The sequence below is a fragment of the Streptomyces sp. NBC_01257 genome (genome assembly GCF_035917255.1).
In the GTDB taxonomy this organism is placed as follows: domain Bacteria; phylum Actinomycetota; class Actinomycetes; order Streptomycetales; family Streptomycetaceae; genus Streptomyces.
The window spans coordinates 4118533-4136399 of the sequence record NZ_CP108472.1 but is presented as its reverse complement, the minus strand read 5'-3'; the positions used below and the strand labels follow the sequence as shown (position 1 = coordinate 4136399).

The window sequence follows — 17867 nt, the reverse complement described above, 5'->3', positions numbered from 1 at the left end:
CGGCGGTACGGGGATCTCAGCCGGAGAGTGCGGTGACCAGGGCCACCGCCTCGCCGATGAGGTCCCGTTCGGCCGGACTCATCGTCGGATTGACGGCCCGGCGGGCCGCGGCGTCGGCGAGGTGCGCGGCCGGGACGCCGCCGTCCTCCGCGAGGCGCGGCATCAGCGCGGTCAGCAGTTCGCGGGCGCCGTCCGCCCCCGGGCCGTCCCGGTCGACCGCCACCTGCGCCAGGATCAGCGCCGACATGGCACGGTCCAGGGCCGGCGGCCCCTCCTCGCTGTTGCTCCAGTCGATCACCACCGGGCCGTCGGCGGTCAGCATCACGTTGTCCGGATGCAGGTCGAGGTGGAGGATCCGGTCCTCGGGATCCGGCGAGACCCGGGCCGGGACGGTGTGCAGCTCGGCGAGCAGCCGGGCCAGCAGGGCGGAGCCCTCGTCGCCGTCGGTGTCGCCGGAGAGCAGGGACTCCAGCATCGTCGGACCGGTCAGCCGCTGCAGGACCAGATCGCCGGGGCCGGCCGACGCGGGCTGCGGGCCGAGCCGGGGGACCGGATAGCCGGATGCCGACAGATACGACATGACGGGCAGTTCGCGGGAGGCGTCCAAGCCGTCGCGGTAGCGCCGCAGGACCCACTGCTCGTCCAGTTCGTATACGTCGGCGTCGCGCCCGCTGCCCAGCATCTGGCCTATTCGCATGAGAGGAACCTACTCGGGCGGGCTGTGCGCGGGGAGGTCGTACGCGCGTGTTTCGCCGCATCGCGGCCGGTCAGGACTGCCCCATAACGTGATGCGATGGGGCGGACGGGATCTCCTGGAGCTGACGTGTACGCGGCTACGTTGGCGGCAATTCCCCCGAAGTCAAGGAGAGTTCCGTGGAGAGATCCATGCTCCGCAGACGTGTACTGGCCGCGTGTACCGCCACCGTGGCCGTCGGCGTGCTCGCGCTCGCCGGGCTGACCGGCACCGCATCCGCCGACCCCTCCCCCCGCGTCCCCGCCGCCGGGGCGGACCACCTCTCGCCCGGCCTGCTGAAGGCCATGCAGCGCGATCTCGGCCTCACGGAGGCCCAGGCGCGGAAACGGATCGGCAACGAGTCCCGCGCGGCCGCCGTGGCCGCCGGGCTGCGCGACTCGCTCGGCACCGGATTCGCCGGCGCCACGGTGGGCGCCGGGACGGCGGAGCTGACCGTCGCCACGACCGACGTCGCTGACACCGGCCGGATCACCGAGGCGGGCGCCCGGGCCGTCGTCGTCGGCCACAGCCTGGCCGAACTGACCTCCGCCAAGGCCGCCCTCGACCGGGTGGCGCTGCGCAAGGCGCCGGAGGACGTGCCCGCCTGGTACGTCGACGTCCGCACCAACCGGGTCGTCGTCCAGGCCGGCCGGAGCTCCGCCGCCGACACCTTCCTCGCCGCCGCCGGTGTCGCACGCGATCTGGTGACGGTCACTCAGTCCGCCGGGCAACCGCGCACGTTCGCGGATCTGCGCGGCGGGGACGCGTACTACATGAACGGCTCCGGGCGCTGCTCCATCGGCTTCCCCGTCAGGCGCGGCACCCAGAGCGGCTTCGTCAGCGCCGGGCACTGCGGCACCCCCGGTGTCAGCACCAGCGGCTACAACCAGCAGGCCCAGGGCTCCTTCCAGGGCTCCACCTTCCCCGGCCGCGACTACTCCTGGGTCGCCACGAACACCGGCTGGACCCCGCGCCCGCTGGTGAACGGGTACGGCAACGGCGATGTGACGGTCACCGGTTCCACCGAGGCGCTGGAGGGTTCGTCGGTCTGCCGCTCCGGCTCGACGACCGGCTGGCACTGCGGCACGGTCCAGCAGCGCAACAGCAGCGTCACCTACCAGGAGGGCACCGTCTCCGGGGTGACCCGCACCAACGTGTGCGCCGAACCGGGCGACTCCGGCGGCTCGTTCGTCTCCGGCAGCCAGGCCCAGGGCGTCACCTCCGGCGGCTCCGGCAACTGCTCCCAGGGGGGCACGACGTACTTCCAGCCGGTGAACCCCGCGCTCCAGGCGTACGGACTCACCCTGGTCACCAGCGGCACCCCGACCGATCCGCCGACGGACCCGCCGACCGAGCCGGGCGGCAGCTGGGCCGCCGGGACGACGTACACGGCCGGTGACGTCGTGACGTACGGCTCCGGCCGTTACCGCTGCCTCCAGGGGCACCAGGCGCAGCCCGGCTGGACGCCGCCGAACGTCCCGGCGCTCTGGCAGTCCGTGTAACACGGGCAGCCCGGCCGAACCCCTCCGGAGACAGCGGAACGGGTCCGGGGGCCGAGCCCCGACCTCGGCACCCGGCCCCTCGTACCCGCACGTGCCTTCCCCCACCACCCAGAGGAATCAGCCATGACTCCCGTCCCGAACCCCGGCCCGGCCGACGGCGCCGACGGCGACCGTTCCGCCGCCGGCCCGTCCGCCGCAGGCCGGCGGATCAGCCGCAAGACCCTCCTCAAGGCCGCCCTCGTCGCCTCCGCCGCCCCGCTGCTCGCCGGGGGCGGGGTCGCGCTGGCCCGCGATGCCGGTTCCACCGGGGCGCCGCTCGCCCCGACGCCGGACTGCGACGACGGCGACGGCCCCACGCACGACCAGATGGAGGGGCCGTACTTCAAGCCCAACTCCCCGCTGCGCAGCAGCCTGGTGACCGCCGGAACCCCCGGGGTCCCGCTCACGGTCAGCGGCTATGTCTTCGGCCGGGAGTGCCGGCCCGTCCCGGGCGTGCTCCTGGACTTCTGGCAGGCCGACACCAACGGTGCGTACGACATGAGCGGATACGCCTTCCGCGGCCACCAGTTCACCGACGCGTCCGGGGCCTTCAGCCTCACCACCGTCGTGGCGGGGCTGTACCCCGGGCGCACCCGGCACATCCATGTGAAGGCCCAGGCGCCCGGCTCGGGCATCCTCACCACGCAGCTGTACTTCCCCGGCGAACCGCGCAACAACACCGACACTCTCTACGACCCGGCGCTCCTGATGAACGTCCGGTCCGTGGGCTCCGGGAAGGAGGGGACGTTCGACTTCGTCCTCGACGTCGCCCAGGACCCGACGGACCCGACCGATCCGCCCACCGGCCCGACGGACCCGCCCGGTCCGGGCGGCGGCTGGGCACCCGGGGCGTCCTACAACGCGGGCGACCGCGTCACGTACGGCGGGGTCGGCTACCGCTGTCTGCAGGCTCACACCGCCCTGACCGGCTGGGAGCCGCCGAACGTCCCCGCGCTGTGGGAGCGCGGGTAGACGGGCAGACCGGCGGGGCACCACCGCCGCGCCCGCGTGCCCCGGGCTCTCTTCCCGGGGCACGCGTCGCGCCGGCCCGGGCCCGGAGGTCTTCTGGCCCGGGCCCTTCCCGTCCTCCGCCGTGCCGCCGCGAGGCCGTTCAACCGCAAGGCCGTTCAGCCGTCCGGCGGCATGGGCGCCGGGTCACTTCGCGTCCGCGTACCGCTCCACCACCGCCGTGGTGAACGGGAAGCGCACCGGTGTATCGCCGAAGGCGGTCCGCCCGGCCAGTTCACCGGCCGCCCGGATCGCCTCCACGACGGTTCCGGCCTCCTCCCGGGGGCAGTGCACGATCACCTCGTCGTGCTGGAAGAAGACCAGCTCGGCCTGGAGCCCGGCCGCCGCGATCGACTGGCGCAGCGCGGCCAGCAGCAGCAGTGCCCAGTCGGCGGCGCTGCCCTGCACCACGAAGTTGCGGGTGAAGCGGCCGCGCGCACGGGCGTCGGACGAGGCGTAGCCGTAGCCCGGGTTGAACCGGCCGTCCGCCGGTGCGGAGCCGTCGGCCGGCGGCACGTCGCTCTCCTGCGGGATGCCCGCCTCTCCGTCGTCCCCGCTGCCGGCCGCGGGCGGGCTGGTGCGGCCCAGCCAGGTCCGTACGAGACGGCCCTCCTCGCCCGCCTTCGCGGCGTCGTCGACATAGGCCACCGCGTGCGGGAACCTCCGGCGCAGGGCGGCGAGGTTCTTCAGGCCGTCCCCCGAGGTCTGGCCGTAGACGGCACCGAGCAGCGCGATCTTGGCGTGGTCGCGGTCGCCGTGGAACGCGCGGTCGGACAGCGCGGTGTAGAGGTCGCCGTCGTGTCCGGCCACCTCCATCAGGCCCCGGTCGCGGGAGATCGCGGCCAGCACCCGCGGCTCCATCTGGTCGGCGTCCGCGACGACGAGGCGCCAGCCCTCGTCGGCGACCACCGCCTGCCGGATCACCTTGGGGATCTGCAGTGCCCCGCCGCCGTTGGTCGTCCAGCGGCCGCTGACCGTGCCGCCCGGCTGGTACTCGGGGCGGAAGCGGCCGTCGCGGACCCAGTCCTGGAGCCAGCTCCAGCCGTGCGCCGTCCAGATCCGGTACAGCTTCTTGTACCGGATGAGCGGCTCCACCGCCGGATGGTCCAGCTCCTCCAGCTCCCAGCGGCGGGTCGACCGCACCTTGATGCCCGCCTGCGCGAAGGCCTTCACCACATCGGCGGGGAGGTCCGGGCGCACCCTGCGGCCGAACGCGGCCGACACCTCGTCCGCCAGCTCGGCCAGCCTCCGCGGCTCGCCGCCGCCCGCGTACCTCTCGCCCAGGAGGTCGTGCAGCAGCTCCCGGTGGACGTCGGCCCGCCAGGGCAGACCCGAGCGGTTCATCTCCGTGGCGACCAGCATGCCGGCGGACTCGGCGGCCGTCAGCAGCCTCATCCGGCCGGGGCGTTCCGTGGTGTCGTGCCGGGCGAGCTGGTCCGCGTACACCTGGAGCAGGGCATCGAAGGGCAGCTCCGTCCCGGACGTCGGCTCGAACAGGGAGGACTGGGAGCCCGGGACGGCGGAGCGCGGCGGCGGGTCGGCCGGCACCGGGGCGTGGCGCAGCCGGGCGTGCGCGGCCGCGGCGGAGCGGGGCTCGCCGAGCCGGCCCGCGTGTCCCAGCAGGAGGGACTCGGCGACCTCGACGTCGTAACAGCGCGCGACGGGCACTCCGGCGGCCAGCAGCCGGGGGTAGATCTCGGCGGTCGAACGCCACACCCAGCGGGTGACTCCGGGCCTTGAGCGGACGGCTTCGACCAGGTCCGGCTCGGTCACGGCCGGGGCCGTGGGCAGGCCGGTGGGGTCCAGCGGGGCGAGGCGCGCGCCACCGCTCTCCGTGACGGCCACCGCCCAGCGTTCGGTCATATGGCCGAGTCTGGCACCCGGCACTGACAGCGCAGCGCCGGGCGCGTGGGGGCGTCGGCTGAAAGGATCAGGTTCGGCTCATCCCACCGAGGAGGCAGACGACACGATGGAAGCGATCGTTTTCGAGGAGTTCGGCGGGCCCGAGGTGCTGCATCCGGCCCGCGTCGAGGACCCGCACCCCGGTCCCGGGCAGGTGCGGGTGAAGGTCCGGGCCGCCGCGGTCAACCCGATGGACTACAAGATCCGGCGCGGCTGGATGGAGGACGTGTTCCCGACGTCGCTCCCGGCGGTTCCGGGCGTCGAGTTCGCCGGGGTGGTCGACGTGACCGGCGCAGGGGTCACCGATGTGGCGGTGGGTGACGAGGTGCTGGGCTGGAGCGCCACCGGGTCGTACGCCGAGTACGCCCTGGCCGACGCGTCGCTCGTGGCCCCCAAGCCCGCGGATCTGAGCTGGCCGGACGCGGCCGCCCTGACCATCGCGACCAACACCGCCCAGCGCGTCCTCGACGAGCTCGCCGTGGCCGAGGGCGACACGCTGCTGCTGCACGGGGCGGCCGGAGCCGTCGGATCGGCCGCGGTCCAGCTGGCGGCGGCCCGCGGCGCCACCGTGATCGGTACCGCGTCCGCGGGCAACCACGACTACCTGCGGGTGATCGGCGCCACCCCGGTGGAGTACGGCGACGGGCTCGTCGGCCGGGTGCGCGAGATCGCTCCCCAGGGTGTGGACGCGGTCTTCGACGCGGCGGGGCGCGGCGCCCTGCCGGACTCCATCGAACTGCGTGGCGGCACCACGGACCGGATCGTCACCATCGCCGACCCGGACGCGGCCAAGCACGGGGTGGCCTTCTCCGGCGGCGGCTCCCGGTCCCGGGAGCGGCTGGCCGAGCACGCCCGGCTCGCGGCCGAGGGCGCGCTGAGAGTGCCCGTCGCCGAAGCCCTCCCGCTCAACGACGCGGCCCGGGCCCAGGAACTGAGCGAGGCGGGGCACGTACGCGGCAAGATCGTCCTGCTGCCGTGACACGGGGCTGACGGTCGGTGGCCGGGGGCGTCGACGGCGGGCGGGAGCCGGTTCCGGGGCGGATCTGTGCAGGGCCCGACTGTTCGGTGAAAGTTGTCCACAGGGTGTGGATGAATTCCGGTGAGCTGGCCCTGCCTACCCTGACCCCATGGAACCGGTGATCGACCAGGCATTCGCGGCGGCCCTGTACTCGGACGGCGACGCCGGTCTCGACACCGGCGCGTCCCTCCTCGCCGCCGACCCCGACTCCGACGCGGAGCTGGCGCGCCGCGGCGAGGAGTTCGTCCGGCGCGCCTGGGACCGGGGCTGGCTGCCGGCCGACCTCCTGCGCATCGTCCGCCGCGAACGCGACGAGCACGCGGCCGGCCTGGCCGCCGGGCTGATCCGTGCGGAGGTCCGCCGCTACGAGGTGCTGCCGCCCCGCTGGCAGGCCCAGCTGGACGAGCTGCCCGCCCCGCCGCCGGCCGGCCGGCCCGACCGCTTCTCGTACGCCTCCGGGCTGCTGGGGCTCTACCGGCTGCTGCTCCGGCTGCCCGCCGTCGAACCGGTCGGGCCGCCGCCCGGCGCGATGCGCGACACCCTGCACCTGCCGCCCGCGCCCGACGAACCGCGCATGCTCACCCGGATCCGTGCCCTGCTGGCCAAGGCCGAGGCGACCGGATTTCCCGAGGAGGCGGAGGCGCTCACCACCAAGGCGCAGGAGCTGATGGCCCGGCACAGCATCGACGAGGCGCTGCTCGCCGCCCGTACGCACAGCGGCAGCGTGCCGGGCGCCTGCCGGATCGGCGTGGACGCCCCGTACGAGACGGCCAAGGCGATCCTGCTCGACGCCGTCGCCTCCGCGAACCGCTGCCGGGCCGTGTGGAACAGCGACCTCGGCTTCTCCACGGTCGTCGGCTTCGAGGCGGACCTGGAGGCGGTGGAACTGCTCCACACCTCCTTGCTGGTGCAGGGCACGGCCGCGATGACCCGGGCCGAAGCGGGCCAGCGGGCGGGCGGCCGCAAACGGACCAAGACCTTCCGGCAGTCGTTCCTGATGGCCTACGCGCAGCGGCTCGGCCGCAGGCTGGCCGACGGCACCGCCCGTGCCACCGCCGAGGCCGACGCCGAGGGGGCCACCGCCGGCACGCCGTGCGCCGGGACCGGCGCGGGACTGCTGCCGGTGCTGGCCGCCCGGGACGTGGCGGTCACGGACACCGCCGAGAAGATGTTCCCCGAGACCACGAGCACCCGGGTCCGCGGCGCCACCGACCTGGACGGCTGGACCCATGGGACGGCGGCGGCCGACCGGGCGCGGATGGGCGGGAGGGGACCGGGGAACACGCCGGAGATCCCCGGCTGAGGCGTGCGGCCGGCTGGGGGAGCCTGTCCGTACCGCCCGGTGCCGGAGAGGTCCGGTTGTGGTCGTGCTCGGTTCCGCCCGGTGTCGGACAGATCCGGTTGCGGTCCTGCTCGGTACCGCCCGGAGCCGGACGAGATCCGCCCGCCGCCCCGTCCCGTACCGCCCGAGCGCACCCGACAACTCGGGCATATCGGTAAATCCGGTTAGGCTCTGGGCATGAGCTGGCTCCGGGCGCTGAGGGAGACCGCCCGCTCGGGGCTGACGATCGAGAGGACGCGTCTCGAACCGCTGATCGCCGTCCGCGGCGCGGCCGGTCTCGCCCTGGTGATCGGGGTGAGCCTCGCCCTCTTCGGGCCGGTGGTCGCGGCCAGCTCCGCGTTCGGCGCGTACCAGGCGGCGATCGCCACCTTCCAGCGCAGCTGGCGCCCCCGGCCCGTACTCGCCCTGGTCTCCGGCTTCAGCCTCGGCATGTCCACGTTCCTCGGCTATGTCACCGGCTCCCACCTCCCGCTCTTCATGGCCCTGCTGGTGCTCTGGACCTTCCTCGCCGGGCTGGCCTGGGCGGCGGGTCCCACGGGCGGCATCATCGCCGCGTCCAACGTCGCGATCATGCTGGTGACGGTCACGCTGCCCACCTCCGTCGCGGCGGCGGCCCTGCACGGCGTGATGATCATGTTCGGCGGGGTGGTCCAGGCCGCGCTGATCGTGCTGTTCCCCGTCCGCAGATGGGGTGCCCAGCGCGACGCCCTGGCCGACGCGCTCGCCGCCGAGGCCGACTACGCCCGCAGGCTGCGCCACGACCCGGTCGCCCAGTTCGACCCGGTCCCCCTGATGGAGGCCCGCAGGGCCGCCGCCGTCACCGCGCGCCAGGCCCGCCGCCGCCCGGCCGAACTGCACGGATCGCGCGGGGTCGCCGAGCGGATCCGGCCGGTGCTCGCCTCGCTCGCCGACCCCGCGATGGGCGTGCCGGCCGAGGGGCCGGAGCGCGACCGGGTCCGTGAGCTCCTGGCCGCCGCCGCCTCCCTGCTCGACGCGGCCGCGCGGGCCATCCGCCACGGCGACCCGGTACGGCTCCCCGCGCCCGCCGTCGCCGCGCTGAAGACCCCCGACACCGGCGCACTGCTCACCGGCCCTCCGCTCCGCGCCGCCGACCGGCTGGCCGCCCTGCTCTCCGACGTCATCGAGGCGGCCGAGGGCGACGGCACGAAGGAGGAGCGGGCCGGGGCCGAGGAGGCCGCCGACGCCATCGAGGCCGGCCGCACCGGCCGGGTCGCCGCCGAGCACCACCGGCGGCCCACCCTGATGCGGCTGGTCCCGGTCGTGGCCGGCTCGATGCGCCGCGAACTGCACCACGGCTCCCCGATCCTGCGGCACGCGATCCGGGTCTCCGTCGTCGCCGCCGTCGGCTATCTGCTGGGCCTGGCCCTGCCGTACGGCCACGGCTACTGGGTACCGATGGCGGCCGTCATGGTGATGCGGCCGGAGTTCTCCCAGACCTACTCACGCTCCGTGGCGCGCTTCGGCGGCACCGTCGTCGGGGTCTTCGTGGCCAGCGCGATCGTCCAGACGGCCCAGCCGGGCACCGGCCCGTCCGCGGTGCTCGCCGTGGGCTGCGCGCTGCTGATGTACCTGCTGATGCGCACCGGTTACGCCGTCGGCCAGGCCTGCGTCGCCGGGTACGTGGTCTTCCTGCTCGGGATGGCAGGCGACGACCTCTCGCAGACCGTGTTCGAACGGGTGCTCCTCACCCTCGTCGGCGGGCTCCTCGCGATGATCTCGTACGCCGTCTACCCGGCGTGGGAGACCCCGCGGCTGCGCGGCAGGCTCGGCGACTGGCTGAAGGAGGACGGGCGGTACGCGGCCTCGGTCGTCGACCAGTACGCCGACCCTGCCGACCGCGGCCACGACGACGTCCGCCAGGCCCTGCTCGCCACCCGCAACGCCCGCGTCGCCTGGCAGGAGGCGGTCGCCACCGCCCAGCTCGAACCGGTCCGCCACCGCGGCCTGTCGCACGCGACCGCCGACGCCACCCAGCACGCGCTCGCCCAGCTCGGCCGGGTGGCGATGCTGATGGAGGCGCACCTCCCGGAGACCGGCGCCACGCCCGTACCGGCGGCCGCCCCGCTGGCCGAGGCGCTGCGCCGGGCCACCGAACAGGGCGCGAAGGCGGTGCGGGAGCGGCGGGTGCCGGACTGGGAGGCGGTCCGGGAGGCGCTGGAGCGGTGGGACGAGGCGGACCGGGAGCCCGGCGGGGGGACGGACCCCGTCGTGCGGAACGGGGCCGATCTGCTGCTCCAGGCCCTGGAGGAGTTCTCCGACGGCCTGGACAGCGGTCCACGGTCCTCGCAGCCCCGTCCGTCCGACAGCCCTTAGGGCCCGTCGGACGGACGGAACAGCGGGCCCGCCTTACGGGGTCGGCAGGTCGGGCAGCCCCTCCAGCGAGTCGGCGTCCGTCTTGGCGAGCGTGTCCTTGGTGCCGCCGTCCCACGAGACGACGACGGTCTTGCCGTCGTTGGACTCGATGGCTCCCATGGTCCGGTCCTTGTCGCCGTCGGCACAGGTGAGTGCCAGCATCGGCTTGCCTCCCATGTCCTTGGCGGTGCCCGAGCAGACATGGGACTCGGCGACGACGACGGCCTTCCCGGATGCGACGGACAGCACCACGGCCTTGCCGCCGGTCTGCCCGGCCCAGGCGCCCTCCAGCGCCTTGAGATCACCGGTGGAGCCGCTGTCGCCGCCGCCCGATCCGGAGCCGGAGTCGGCGCTGCCGCCGGGCGCCGGGGTCGCGGTGGGGCCGGAGCTCTTGTCCGCGCCGTCCTTGTCGCCGTCGCTGCCGCACCCGGTGAGGGCGAGAGCGGTCAGCAGGCCGGTGGCGACGAGTGCACCGGTACGTGCGAGTTTGTACATGCCGAATTCCCCCTGGATGACGAATGACCGTTCAAGCTACCAGTGAGTCGCATCCGGTGAGGAACGGTCAACTCCCGGAATCGGGAGCCGAACAGCGCCTTCGCCCGTCTTCTCCTCCGGGGGAATGAGTAACCGAGGGAACACCCCGCGTGCACGTGCATCTGCCGGTGCATCCGCTCATGCACGGGAAATTGAACACAGCTATGATCCGAGACAGTTGACACTTGCACCTTGCAACTCGGGGAGCGTCCTGTGCACCACGTGTACAACGGCATGGCGGCCACAGAGCTTCGCGGAGTCGTCTGGCAGAAGAGCAGACACAGCAACTCACAGGGATCCTGCGTGGAGTTCGCGAAGCTGCCCGGAGGAGATGTGGCGATGCGCAATTCGCGTCACCCCGACGGGCCGGCGCTCGTCTATACGCCCGCGGAGATAGAGGCCCTGCTGCTGGGTGTGAAGGACGGGGAGTTCGACCACCTCATAGCCGAGGCCTGAGCGCCTCCTGCCGGTGCGTCACTTCTCCACCCGTGCGTCCGCGCGTGATCCGGTCCGTGCGCCGGTCCGCGTCAGCCGTCGCGTCAACTCGTGTGTCACACCGGGTCGGACAGCCGGAAGAGCGCCCAGACGACCTTTCCGCGCGGCGCCGGTCCGCCGGCGGCACTCTCCGTACTCAGTACGGGTGAAGGGTGCCAGCCCCAGCAGTCGCTGAAGGACTCCACCAGGAACAGACCGCGGCCCGACTCGGCCGAGTCCGGGGCCTCCGACGCGACCGGGCTCTCCTGGCTGGGATCGCGCACCGCGCACACCAGCCGCGAGGTCCAGCGCATCAAGTGCAGCCGTACGGGCGGGTCCTGGGGTTCGCGCGGGGTGTCGGCGGGCAGCGCGTGCCGCAGGGCGTTGGTGACGAGTTCGGAGACGACGAGTGCGACGTCGTCGAAGCGCTCGCTGAGACCCCAGCCGCTCAGGGTCGCCCGGGTGAACTGCCTGGCCCCGCCCACGGCCTCGTAGCGGGGCGGCAGGGAGCAGGTGGCCGATCCGGAGACGTCGGAGGGATCGATGGGGGGAAGCCCCTGCCGTAACGGCTCGAGCATCGTCGATCCATTCGTCCCCATGCGAAGCACTCCCGGGATTCGCGGCTGTATCGGTACTGCGGGTACACGCGTACAGCGGCACAACACGAACGAGCACGCAGGTGCGCGAGCTCCATGGTTCCGAATGCGCAGAGCAGATGCAAGGGCAGATGCACGTGCACGCGCCTGACCTGTCCGATCCCGTGCCGGTTCTTGCTCATTTCTTCCCGTGCGGAGTTTTCGGGTCGCCGGGAAGTCTTCTCATTTCCGTAATCGAATGAGTACGGGCTGAAGCGTTTTGATGGCAGAATCCGGCACTTGGGGTTCCGGGGGGACCCCGATGCCCGCAGGAAGCGATGGGGAGGGTTGGACCGGTGGCGGCAGGCGAGTCGAGCGGATCCGTGGTGCGGCGCATCCTTCTGGGCTCACAGCTCAGGCGGCTGCGGGACTCACGAGGTATCACCCGTGAGGCGGCCGGCTACTCCATCCGGGCTTCCGAATCGAAGATCAGCCGCATGGAGTTGGGACGGGTGAGCTTCAAGGCCAGGGATGTCGAGGACCTGCTCACGCTCTACGGAGTCACGGACGAGGCGGAGCGCGACTCCCTGCTCGGCCTGGCCCGTGAGGCCAACGTGGCGGGCTGGTGGCACAGTTTCGGGGACGTACTGCCCGGCTGGTTCCAGACGTACATCGGCCTGGAGGGTGCGGCCTCGCTCATCCGGATCTACGAAGTCCAGTTCGTGCACGGTCTGTTGCAGACCGAGGACTATGCGCACGCGGTCGTCTCCCGGGGCATGCGCGGCGCCCCCGCCGCCGAGATCGACCGCCGGGTCGCCCTGCGGCTGGAGCGGCAGAAGGCCCTCGTCTCGGAGCGGGCCCCCCGCTTCCACGCCGTGCTCGACGAGGCGGCGCTGCGCCGCCCGTACGGCGGGCGCGAAGTGATGCGCACCCAATTGCGGCATCTGATCGAAATGTCGGAACAGCCGAACATCACGCTCCAGGTGATGCCCTTCAGTTTCGGCGGGCACGCGGGCGAGAGCGGCGCCTTTACGATGCTGCGATTCCCGGAATCCGATCTGTCGGACATTGTCTATTTGGAGCAGCTGACAAGTGCGCTCTATCTGGACAAGGCCGAGGAAGTCGCCCAGTACGAAAAGGCGATGGTGCGGCTCCACGCGGAGAGCCCGGGCCCCGAGGAGAGCCGGGATCTCCTCCGCGGCCTTCTCCAACTCTCCTGATATTTCAGTACGATGACGTTCCGCCAGGAGTCTGCACCTGAGTTAAGGGATCGCATGTCCTTCTTCCACGAGCTGGCCGCCCAGTACATCGACGGTGAATGGTGCACCGGCACGGGCTCGTGGGACATCATCGATTTCAATCCCTACAACGGCGAAAAGCTCGCCGCCATCACCGTCGCCACGGCCTGCGAAGTGGACCGCGCCTACCGCGCCGCCGAGCGCGCACAGCGGGACTGGGCCGCCGCGACTCCGTACGAGCGCCGCGCGGTGCTGGAGCGGGCGGTGCGGATCACCGAGGAGCTCGCCGAGGACATCGTCGAGGCGGTCATCGACGAACTGGGCGGTACGCGCGCCAAGGCGCGGTACGAACTGGCCGCGGCCCAGGCCTTCCTGCGCGAGGCCGCGCACCAGGCACTGCACCCCGAGGGCCGCATCCTGCCCTCCCCGGTGGACGGCAAGGAGAACCGCCTCTACCGGCTGCCGGTCGGGGTCATCGGGGTCATCAGCCCCTTCAACTTTCCCTTCCTGGTGACGATGAAGTCCGTCGCGCCGGCCCTGGCGCTCGGCAACGCGGTCGTCGTCAAGCCCAACCAGAACGCCCCGGTGACCGGCGGCGGGCTGATCGCCCGGATCTTCGAGGCGGCCGGGCTGCCGGCCGGACTGCTCAACGTCGTCGTCACCGACATCGCGGAGATAGGCGACGCGTTCATCGAGCACCCCGTGCCCAAGGTGATCTCGTTCGCCGGATCGGACCGGGTGGGCCGCCATGTCGCCGCCACGGCGGGCGCGCTCTTCAAGCGCACCATTCTCGAACTCAGCGGCAACAGCGCCCTGGTGGTGCTCGACGACGCGGACATCGACTACGCCGTCGACTCCGCCGTCTTCAGCCGCTTCGTCTATCAGGGCCAGGTCTGCATGGCCGCCAACCGGATCCTGGTGGACCGTGCCGTGGCCGGCGCGTTCACCGAGAAGTTCACCGCCCGGGTGGCCGCGCTCAAGACCGGCGACCCGCGCGATCCGGAGACCCAGATCGGCCCGGTCATCAACACCTTCCAGGCCGACGCGCTGACCGCCCTCGTCGACCAGGCGCTCGCCGAGGGCGCCACCGCGCTGGTCCGCGGCCGCACCCGGGGCAACCTCGTCGAACCCACCGTCCTCACCGGCCTGCCGGACGGCTCCCCGCTGCTCTCCCAGGAGATCTTCGGCCCGGTGGCGCTGCTGATCCCGTTCGACGGCGAGGAGGAGGCCGTACGGATCGCCGACGACAGCCCCTACGGGCTCAGCGGCGCGGTGCACACCGCCGACGCCGAGCGCGGGGTGCGCTTCGCGCAGCGGATCGACAGCGGGATGTTCCACGTCAACGACGCCACCGTCCAGGACGATCCGCTGGTCGCGTTCGGCGGCGAGAAGGCCTCCGGCACCGGCCGGCTGAACGGCGAGGCGACCGTCGAGGCCTTCACCACCCAGAAGTGGATCTCGATCCAGCGCGGCCGGAGCCACTTCCCGCTCTGACCCCGGATCCCTGCCCCGCTCCCGATCACGGCACCGCTACTCTCGTCAAAGTTGAGTAGAGAGGTGGGCGGTATGTCGGCGATCCGGTTGCTGGTCCTCTGCGCGGTGCGTCAGCACGGCCGGGCGCACGGCTATCAGATCCGCAACGACCTGGAGTACTGGGGCGCGCACGAGTGGTCCAACGCCAAGCCGGGCTCGATCTACCACGCACTGAAGCAGATGGCGAAGCAGGGCGTCCTGCTCGCCCACGAGGTCGCCCCGAGCACGGTGGGCGGCCCGCCGCGCACCGAGTACGAGATCACCGAACAGGGCGACGAGGAGTACTTCACGCTGCTGCGCGCGGCGCTGACCTCGTACGACCAGAGGCTCGACATGCTGTCCGCGGGGCTCGGCGGGATCGTCGACCTGGAGCGGGCCGAGGCGGTGGCCCTCCTCAAGGAGCGGGTGGCCGGCCTCGCCCGGTGGCGGCGCTCGGTCACCGAGTACTACACACCCGAGGCGGGACCCGGGTCCATCGGGCACATCGGCGAGATCATGAACATGTGGGTGCACTCGGCGGACTCCGGTGCGCAGTGGACCCGGGGGCTGATCGACCGCATCGAGGGCGGGGCCTACACCTTCGCCGGTGAGGGCGATCCGTTCGTCGGCGTGCTGGCCGAGGGCGAGGAGAACCCGTACGCGACCGGCTCCGCCGACGACGGACGCTGACCGCCCTCAGTGGTGGAACGAGGTCGCCGGTGCGTGCTCGGCGCTCAACGGGTGTGACTGGGCGCGCAGTTCGGGCAGGAGCAGCCGCAGGTCCTCCAGCAGCAGTTCCGCCAGGTCGGAGGAGAAGCCGTTGCGGCACACGATCCGGAGGACGGAGAGGTCCTCCCGGTCGGCCGGGAAGGTGTACGCGGGCACCAGCCAGCCGCGCTCGCGCAGCCGGCGCGACACGTCGAAGACGTCGTACGCGGTCACCTCCGGCCTCGTGGTCAGCGCGAAGACCGGCAGCTGGTCGCCCCGGGTGAGCAGACGGAAGTCGCCCAGCTCCTCGATCTTCCTCGCCAGCCCCATGGCCACGTCCCGGGACGCCTGCTGCACGGCCCGGTATCCCTCCCGGCCCAGCCGCAGGAAGGTGTAGTACTGCGCGACGACCTGGGCGCCCGGCCGGGAGAAGTTGAGCGCGAAGGTCGGCATGTCGCCGCCCAGGTAGTTGACCCGGAAGACGAGCTCCTCGGGCAGTTCGGCGGGCGAGCGCCACAGCGCCCAGCCGACACCCGGGTAGACCAGGCCGTACTTGTGCCCGGAGGTGTTGATCGAGGCGACCCGGGGGAGCCGGAAGTCCCACACCAGGTCCTCGTCCAGGAAGGGTGCCACCATCGCGCCCGACGCCCCGTCGACGTGGACGGGGATGTCGAGGCCGGTGCGCTCCTGGAGCGCGTCGAGGGCCGCGCAGAGCTCGGCGATGGGCTCGTAGCTGCCGTCGAAGGTGGAGCCGAGGATGCCGACGACGCCGATGGTGTTCTCGTCGCAGAGGTCGGCGGCGGCCTGCGGGTCGAGGTGGAAGCGGTCGCCGTCCATCGGGACGAGACGCGGCTCGACCTCCCAGAAGGTGCAGAACTTGTCCCAGCAGACCTGCACGTTGATGCCCATGACCAGATTGGGCCGGGCGGTCGCCGGATAGCGGTCGGCGTTCCTGGCCGCCCAGCGGCGCTTGAGCGCCAGTGCGGCCAGCATGCAGGCCTCGCTGGACCCGGTCGTCGAACAGCCGACGGCCGTGGCGGGGTCGGGCGCGTTCCACAGGTCGGCGAGCATCGCCACACAGCGCCGTTCCAGTTCGGCGGTGCGCGGGTACTCGTCCTTGTCGATCATGTTCTTGTCGCGGCACTCGCCCATCAGCACACCGGCCTGGGGCTCCATCCAGGTGGTGACGAAGGTGGCGAGGTTCAGCCGGGAGTTGCCGTCGAGCATCAGCTCGTCATGGACGAGGCCGTAGGCGGTGGCGGGCGGCAGCGGTCCGTCCGGCAGCTTGTGCCGGGGCGGTGCGGACTCCATCCCGGCGGTCGGGTCGGCCTCCCCGAAGAACGGGTTGAGCGCGAGCCTGCGCCGTTCGTCGGACGGTTCGGTGGAGTGCGCGGAGCCCTTGTGGAGCGGCATCGCAGACCTGCCCTTCTCTGCTCTCATCGGCGAGGCCGGATGAATCCGACGATGCGGACGAATTCCGACGATACGGACAGTGGGTGGGTCCGGCGCGCCGGGCGGGCCCGCCGGGCGGCTCAGCGCAGCGGCGTACCGTCCTCGCGCAGCTGCATCAGCGGCCGTCCGGTGACCAGCAGCCAGGCCGGCAGGGTGGCGACGCACAGCAGGGGGAGCAGCGCCATGTCGGAGGCCAGTACCGCGGCCGTGAACAGGCTCAGCCAGCCCTGCCGGGTGATGGCGAGCAGGACGCCGAGCACCCCGCAGGTCACCGCGAGTGATACCGGGACGGCGTCGACCAGGGCGTGGGCGCACAGGCCGAGCGCGACGCCGGCGAACACCGCGGGGAAGATCCGGCCGCCCCGGAAGCCGCAAGCCGCCGCGATGAGCAGGGCTGCGGTCTTCACCACCGCCATGCCGCCGAAACCGGCGGCCGACCAGCCGTCCGGGTCGCCGGCGAGCACCTTCACCTCGTCCAGGCCCTTGAACAGGGTGAGATGCCCACCGAGCGCCCCGAGCAGGCCCAGCAGCAGTCCGCCCGCGGTCATGGCCAGGACCGGGTGCCCCAGGGTGCGGAAGACGCGGTGCACGTGCGGGAAGGCGTAGACCGCCGCCAGTCCCAGCACCGCTCCCGCGGAGGCGATCACGGTGGCCGAGAGCAGGTCGCCCCACTGGGCCCCGGGGTACTCGGGCAGCGAGAGGTCGAAGCTGGGGTGGGCGGCCAGGGTCATGGTGAGCGCCCCCGCGGCCCCGGCCGCGAGCGGCCCGAAGAGCCGGTCCCAGAGCGCGCCGGGTCCGGGGCGCGAGGCGAGCGTCTCGGAGAGGATCAGGGCGGCGGCGACCGGGGTGCCGAACAGCGCGCCGATGGTGCCCGCGGCGGCGAGCGAGATCCACAGCTCGGCCGGGGCGTCCGGTGCGAACCGGCGGCCCGCCCAGTAGGCCAGCGCGATGTTGGCCGCGGTGATCGGATTCTCCGGCCCCAGGCTGACCCCGCCCGCCAGCGCCAGGACCGTCACCAGGAGCAGCCCCGGAACCACCCCCGGCGGCAGTGGCGGATCGACGAGCCCGGTGGTCGCCGGGTCGGGACCGGCCCGGCCGGGCACCGCCCGGACGGTCAGTCCGGTCACCAGGCCGATCGCGGTGAGCATCACGATCATCCACAGCGAGGAGTACCGGCCGATCGACAGGGCGTCGGGCAGCGTCCCCCAGAGCACGTCCTGCAACTGCTCGGCGAGCAGACTGATGCCGAGCAGGACGAGCGCCGCGACCACGCCGACGGCCAGGGAGGGCAGCAGGAGCAGCAGGAGCCGGCGCGCGGGGGCCGGTCCGGCGGAGACGGTCGAATCGGTGGCCATCGGCTCACCATAGCCATGCAAAAGACCTATAACCGGTCAAATGGTGCAGTGCTCGCGGCATTTCGGACTTGCACCTCACGTCACGTCAGGGCCGAGGCTCGG

General features: G+C 72.6%; 15 protein-coding genes. 9 read left to right on the top strand and 6 right to left on the bottom strand.

The window, feature by feature from the left end; genetic code table 11:
- Positions 1-16: 16 nt before the first annotated feature.
- Positions 17-697: a phosphotransferase gene (locus OG408_RS17695; RefSeq protein WP_266780072.1), complete on the bottom strand. Its 681-nt coding sequence runs from the start codon at positions 695-697 to the stop codon at positions 17-19.
- A 188-nt stretch (positions 698-885) separates the two neighbouring features.
- Between OG408_RS17695 and OG408_RS17690 the strand changes: the two genes are divergently transcribed.
- Together OG408_RS17690 and OG408_RS17685 are read left to right on the top strand one after the other, a co-directional pair.
- Positions 886-2235 (top strand): alpha-lytic protease prodomain-containing protein, encoded by a 1350-nt coding sequence (locus OG408_RS17690; RefSeq protein WP_326670745.1) that lies wholly within the window; start codon positions 886-888, stop codon positions 2233-2235.
- A gap of 123 nt (positions 2236-2358) precedes the next feature.
- Complete coding sequence (locus OG408_RS17685; protein ID WP_266780070.1) at positions 2359-3246, top strand: carbohydrate-binding protein; 888 nt, start codon at positions 2359-2361, stop codon at positions 3244-3246.
- 183 nt (positions 3247-3429) lie between these two features.
- Here the strand turns inward: OG408_RS17685 and OG408_RS17680 are convergent, their stop codons facing one another.
- On the bottom strand, positions 3430-5145 hold the full coding sequence (locus tag OG408_RS17680; RefSeq protein WP_326670743.1) for a bifunctional 3'-5' exonuclease/DNA polymerase: 1716 nt from the start codon (positions 5143-5145) through the stop codon (positions 3430-3432).
- 106 nt (positions 5146-5251) lie between these two features.
- Between OG408_RS17680 and OG408_RS17675 the strand changes: the two genes are divergently transcribed.
- From OG408_RS17675 to OG408_RS17665, 3 genes are all read left to right on the top strand, one after another.
- Positions 5252-6163 carry an NADP-dependent oxidoreductase gene (locus tag OG408_RS17675; protein ID WP_266780068.1) on the top strand — a complete coding sequence of 304 codons (912 nt, stop codon included), beginning with the start codon at positions 5252-5254 and terminating at the stop codon, positions 6161-6163.
- Positions 6164-6311: 148 nt separating this feature from the next.
- Complete coding sequence (locus tag OG408_RS17670; protein WP_285567466.1) at positions 6312-7505, top strand: DUF2786 domain-containing protein; 1194 nt, start codon at positions 6312-6314, stop codon at positions 7503-7505.
- 216 nt (positions 7506-7721) lie between these two features.
- Positions 7722-9878 carry an FUSC family protein gene (locus OG408_RS17665; RefSeq protein WP_285567465.1) on the top strand — a complete coding sequence of 719 codons (2157 nt, stop codon included), beginning with the start codon at positions 7722-7724 and terminating at the stop codon, positions 9876-9878.
- A 33-nt stretch (positions 9879-9911) separates the two neighbouring features.
- Here OG408_RS17665 and OG408_RS17660 read toward each other — a convergent pair whose 3' ends face one another.
- The gene (locus tag OG408_RS17660) at positions 9912-10412 is read right to left on the bottom strand and encodes a hypothetical protein (protein ID WP_266780065.1); all 501 of its coding nucleotides are present in this window, start codon (positions 10410-10412) and stop codon (positions 9912-9914) included.
- Positions 10413-10664: 252 nt separating this feature from the next.
- Here OG408_RS17660 and OG408_RS17655 point away from each other — a divergent pair, with 252 nt between their 5' ends.
- Positions 10665-10907, top strand: coding sequence for a DUF397 domain-containing protein (locus OG408_RS17655; RefSeq protein ID WP_148019981.1), 243 nt, complete (start codon positions 10665-10667; stop codon positions 10905-10907).
- Between the two features lie 95 nt (positions 10908-11002).
- On the opposite strand, the gene OG408_RS17650 is transcribed toward OG408_RS17655, so the two are convergent.
- On the bottom strand, positions 11003-11503 hold the full coding sequence (locus OG408_RS17650; protein WP_266780064.1) for an ATP-binding protein: 501 nt from the start codon (positions 11501-11503) through the stop codon (positions 11003-11005).
- A 335-nt stretch (positions 11504-11838) separates the two neighbouring features.
- Here OG408_RS17650 and OG408_RS17645 point away from each other — a divergent pair, with 335 nt between their 5' ends.
- From OG408_RS17645 to OG408_RS17635, 3 genes are all read left to right on the top strand, one after another.
- Positions 11839-12720, top strand: a complete 882-nt coding sequence (locus OG408_RS17645; RefSeq protein ID WP_266780063.1) for a helix-turn-helix domain-containing protein — start codon at positions 11839-11841, stop codon at positions 12718-12720.
- 54 nt (positions 12721-12774) lie between these two features.
- Positions 12775-14232 carry an aldehyde dehydrogenase family protein gene (locus OG408_RS17640; RefSeq protein ID WP_326670738.1) on the top strand — a complete coding sequence of 486 codons (1458 nt, stop codon included), beginning with the start codon at positions 12775-12777 and terminating at the stop codon, positions 14230-14232.
- Positions 14233-14304: 72 nt separating this feature from the next.
- Positions 14305-14940: a PadR family transcriptional regulator gene (locus tag OG408_RS17635; protein ID WP_266780061.1), complete on the top strand. Its 636-nt coding sequence runs from the start codon at positions 14305-14307 to the stop codon at positions 14938-14940.
- Positions 14941-14946: 6 nt separating this feature from the next.
- Here OG408_RS17635 and OG408_RS17630 read toward each other — a convergent pair whose 3' ends face one another.
- Positions 14947-16371, bottom strand: coding sequence for a glutamate decarboxylase (locus OG408_RS17630; RefSeq protein WP_326670735.1), 1425 nt, complete (start codon positions 16369-16371; stop codon positions 14947-14949).
- 119 nt (positions 16372-16490) lie between these two features.
- The gene (locus OG408_RS17625) at positions 16491-17765 is read right to left on the bottom strand and encodes an ion channel protein (RefSeq protein ID WP_326670733.1); all 1275 of its coding nucleotides are present in this window, start codon (positions 17763-17765) and stop codon (positions 16491-16493) included.
- Positions 17766-17867 lie beyond the last annotated feature (102 nt).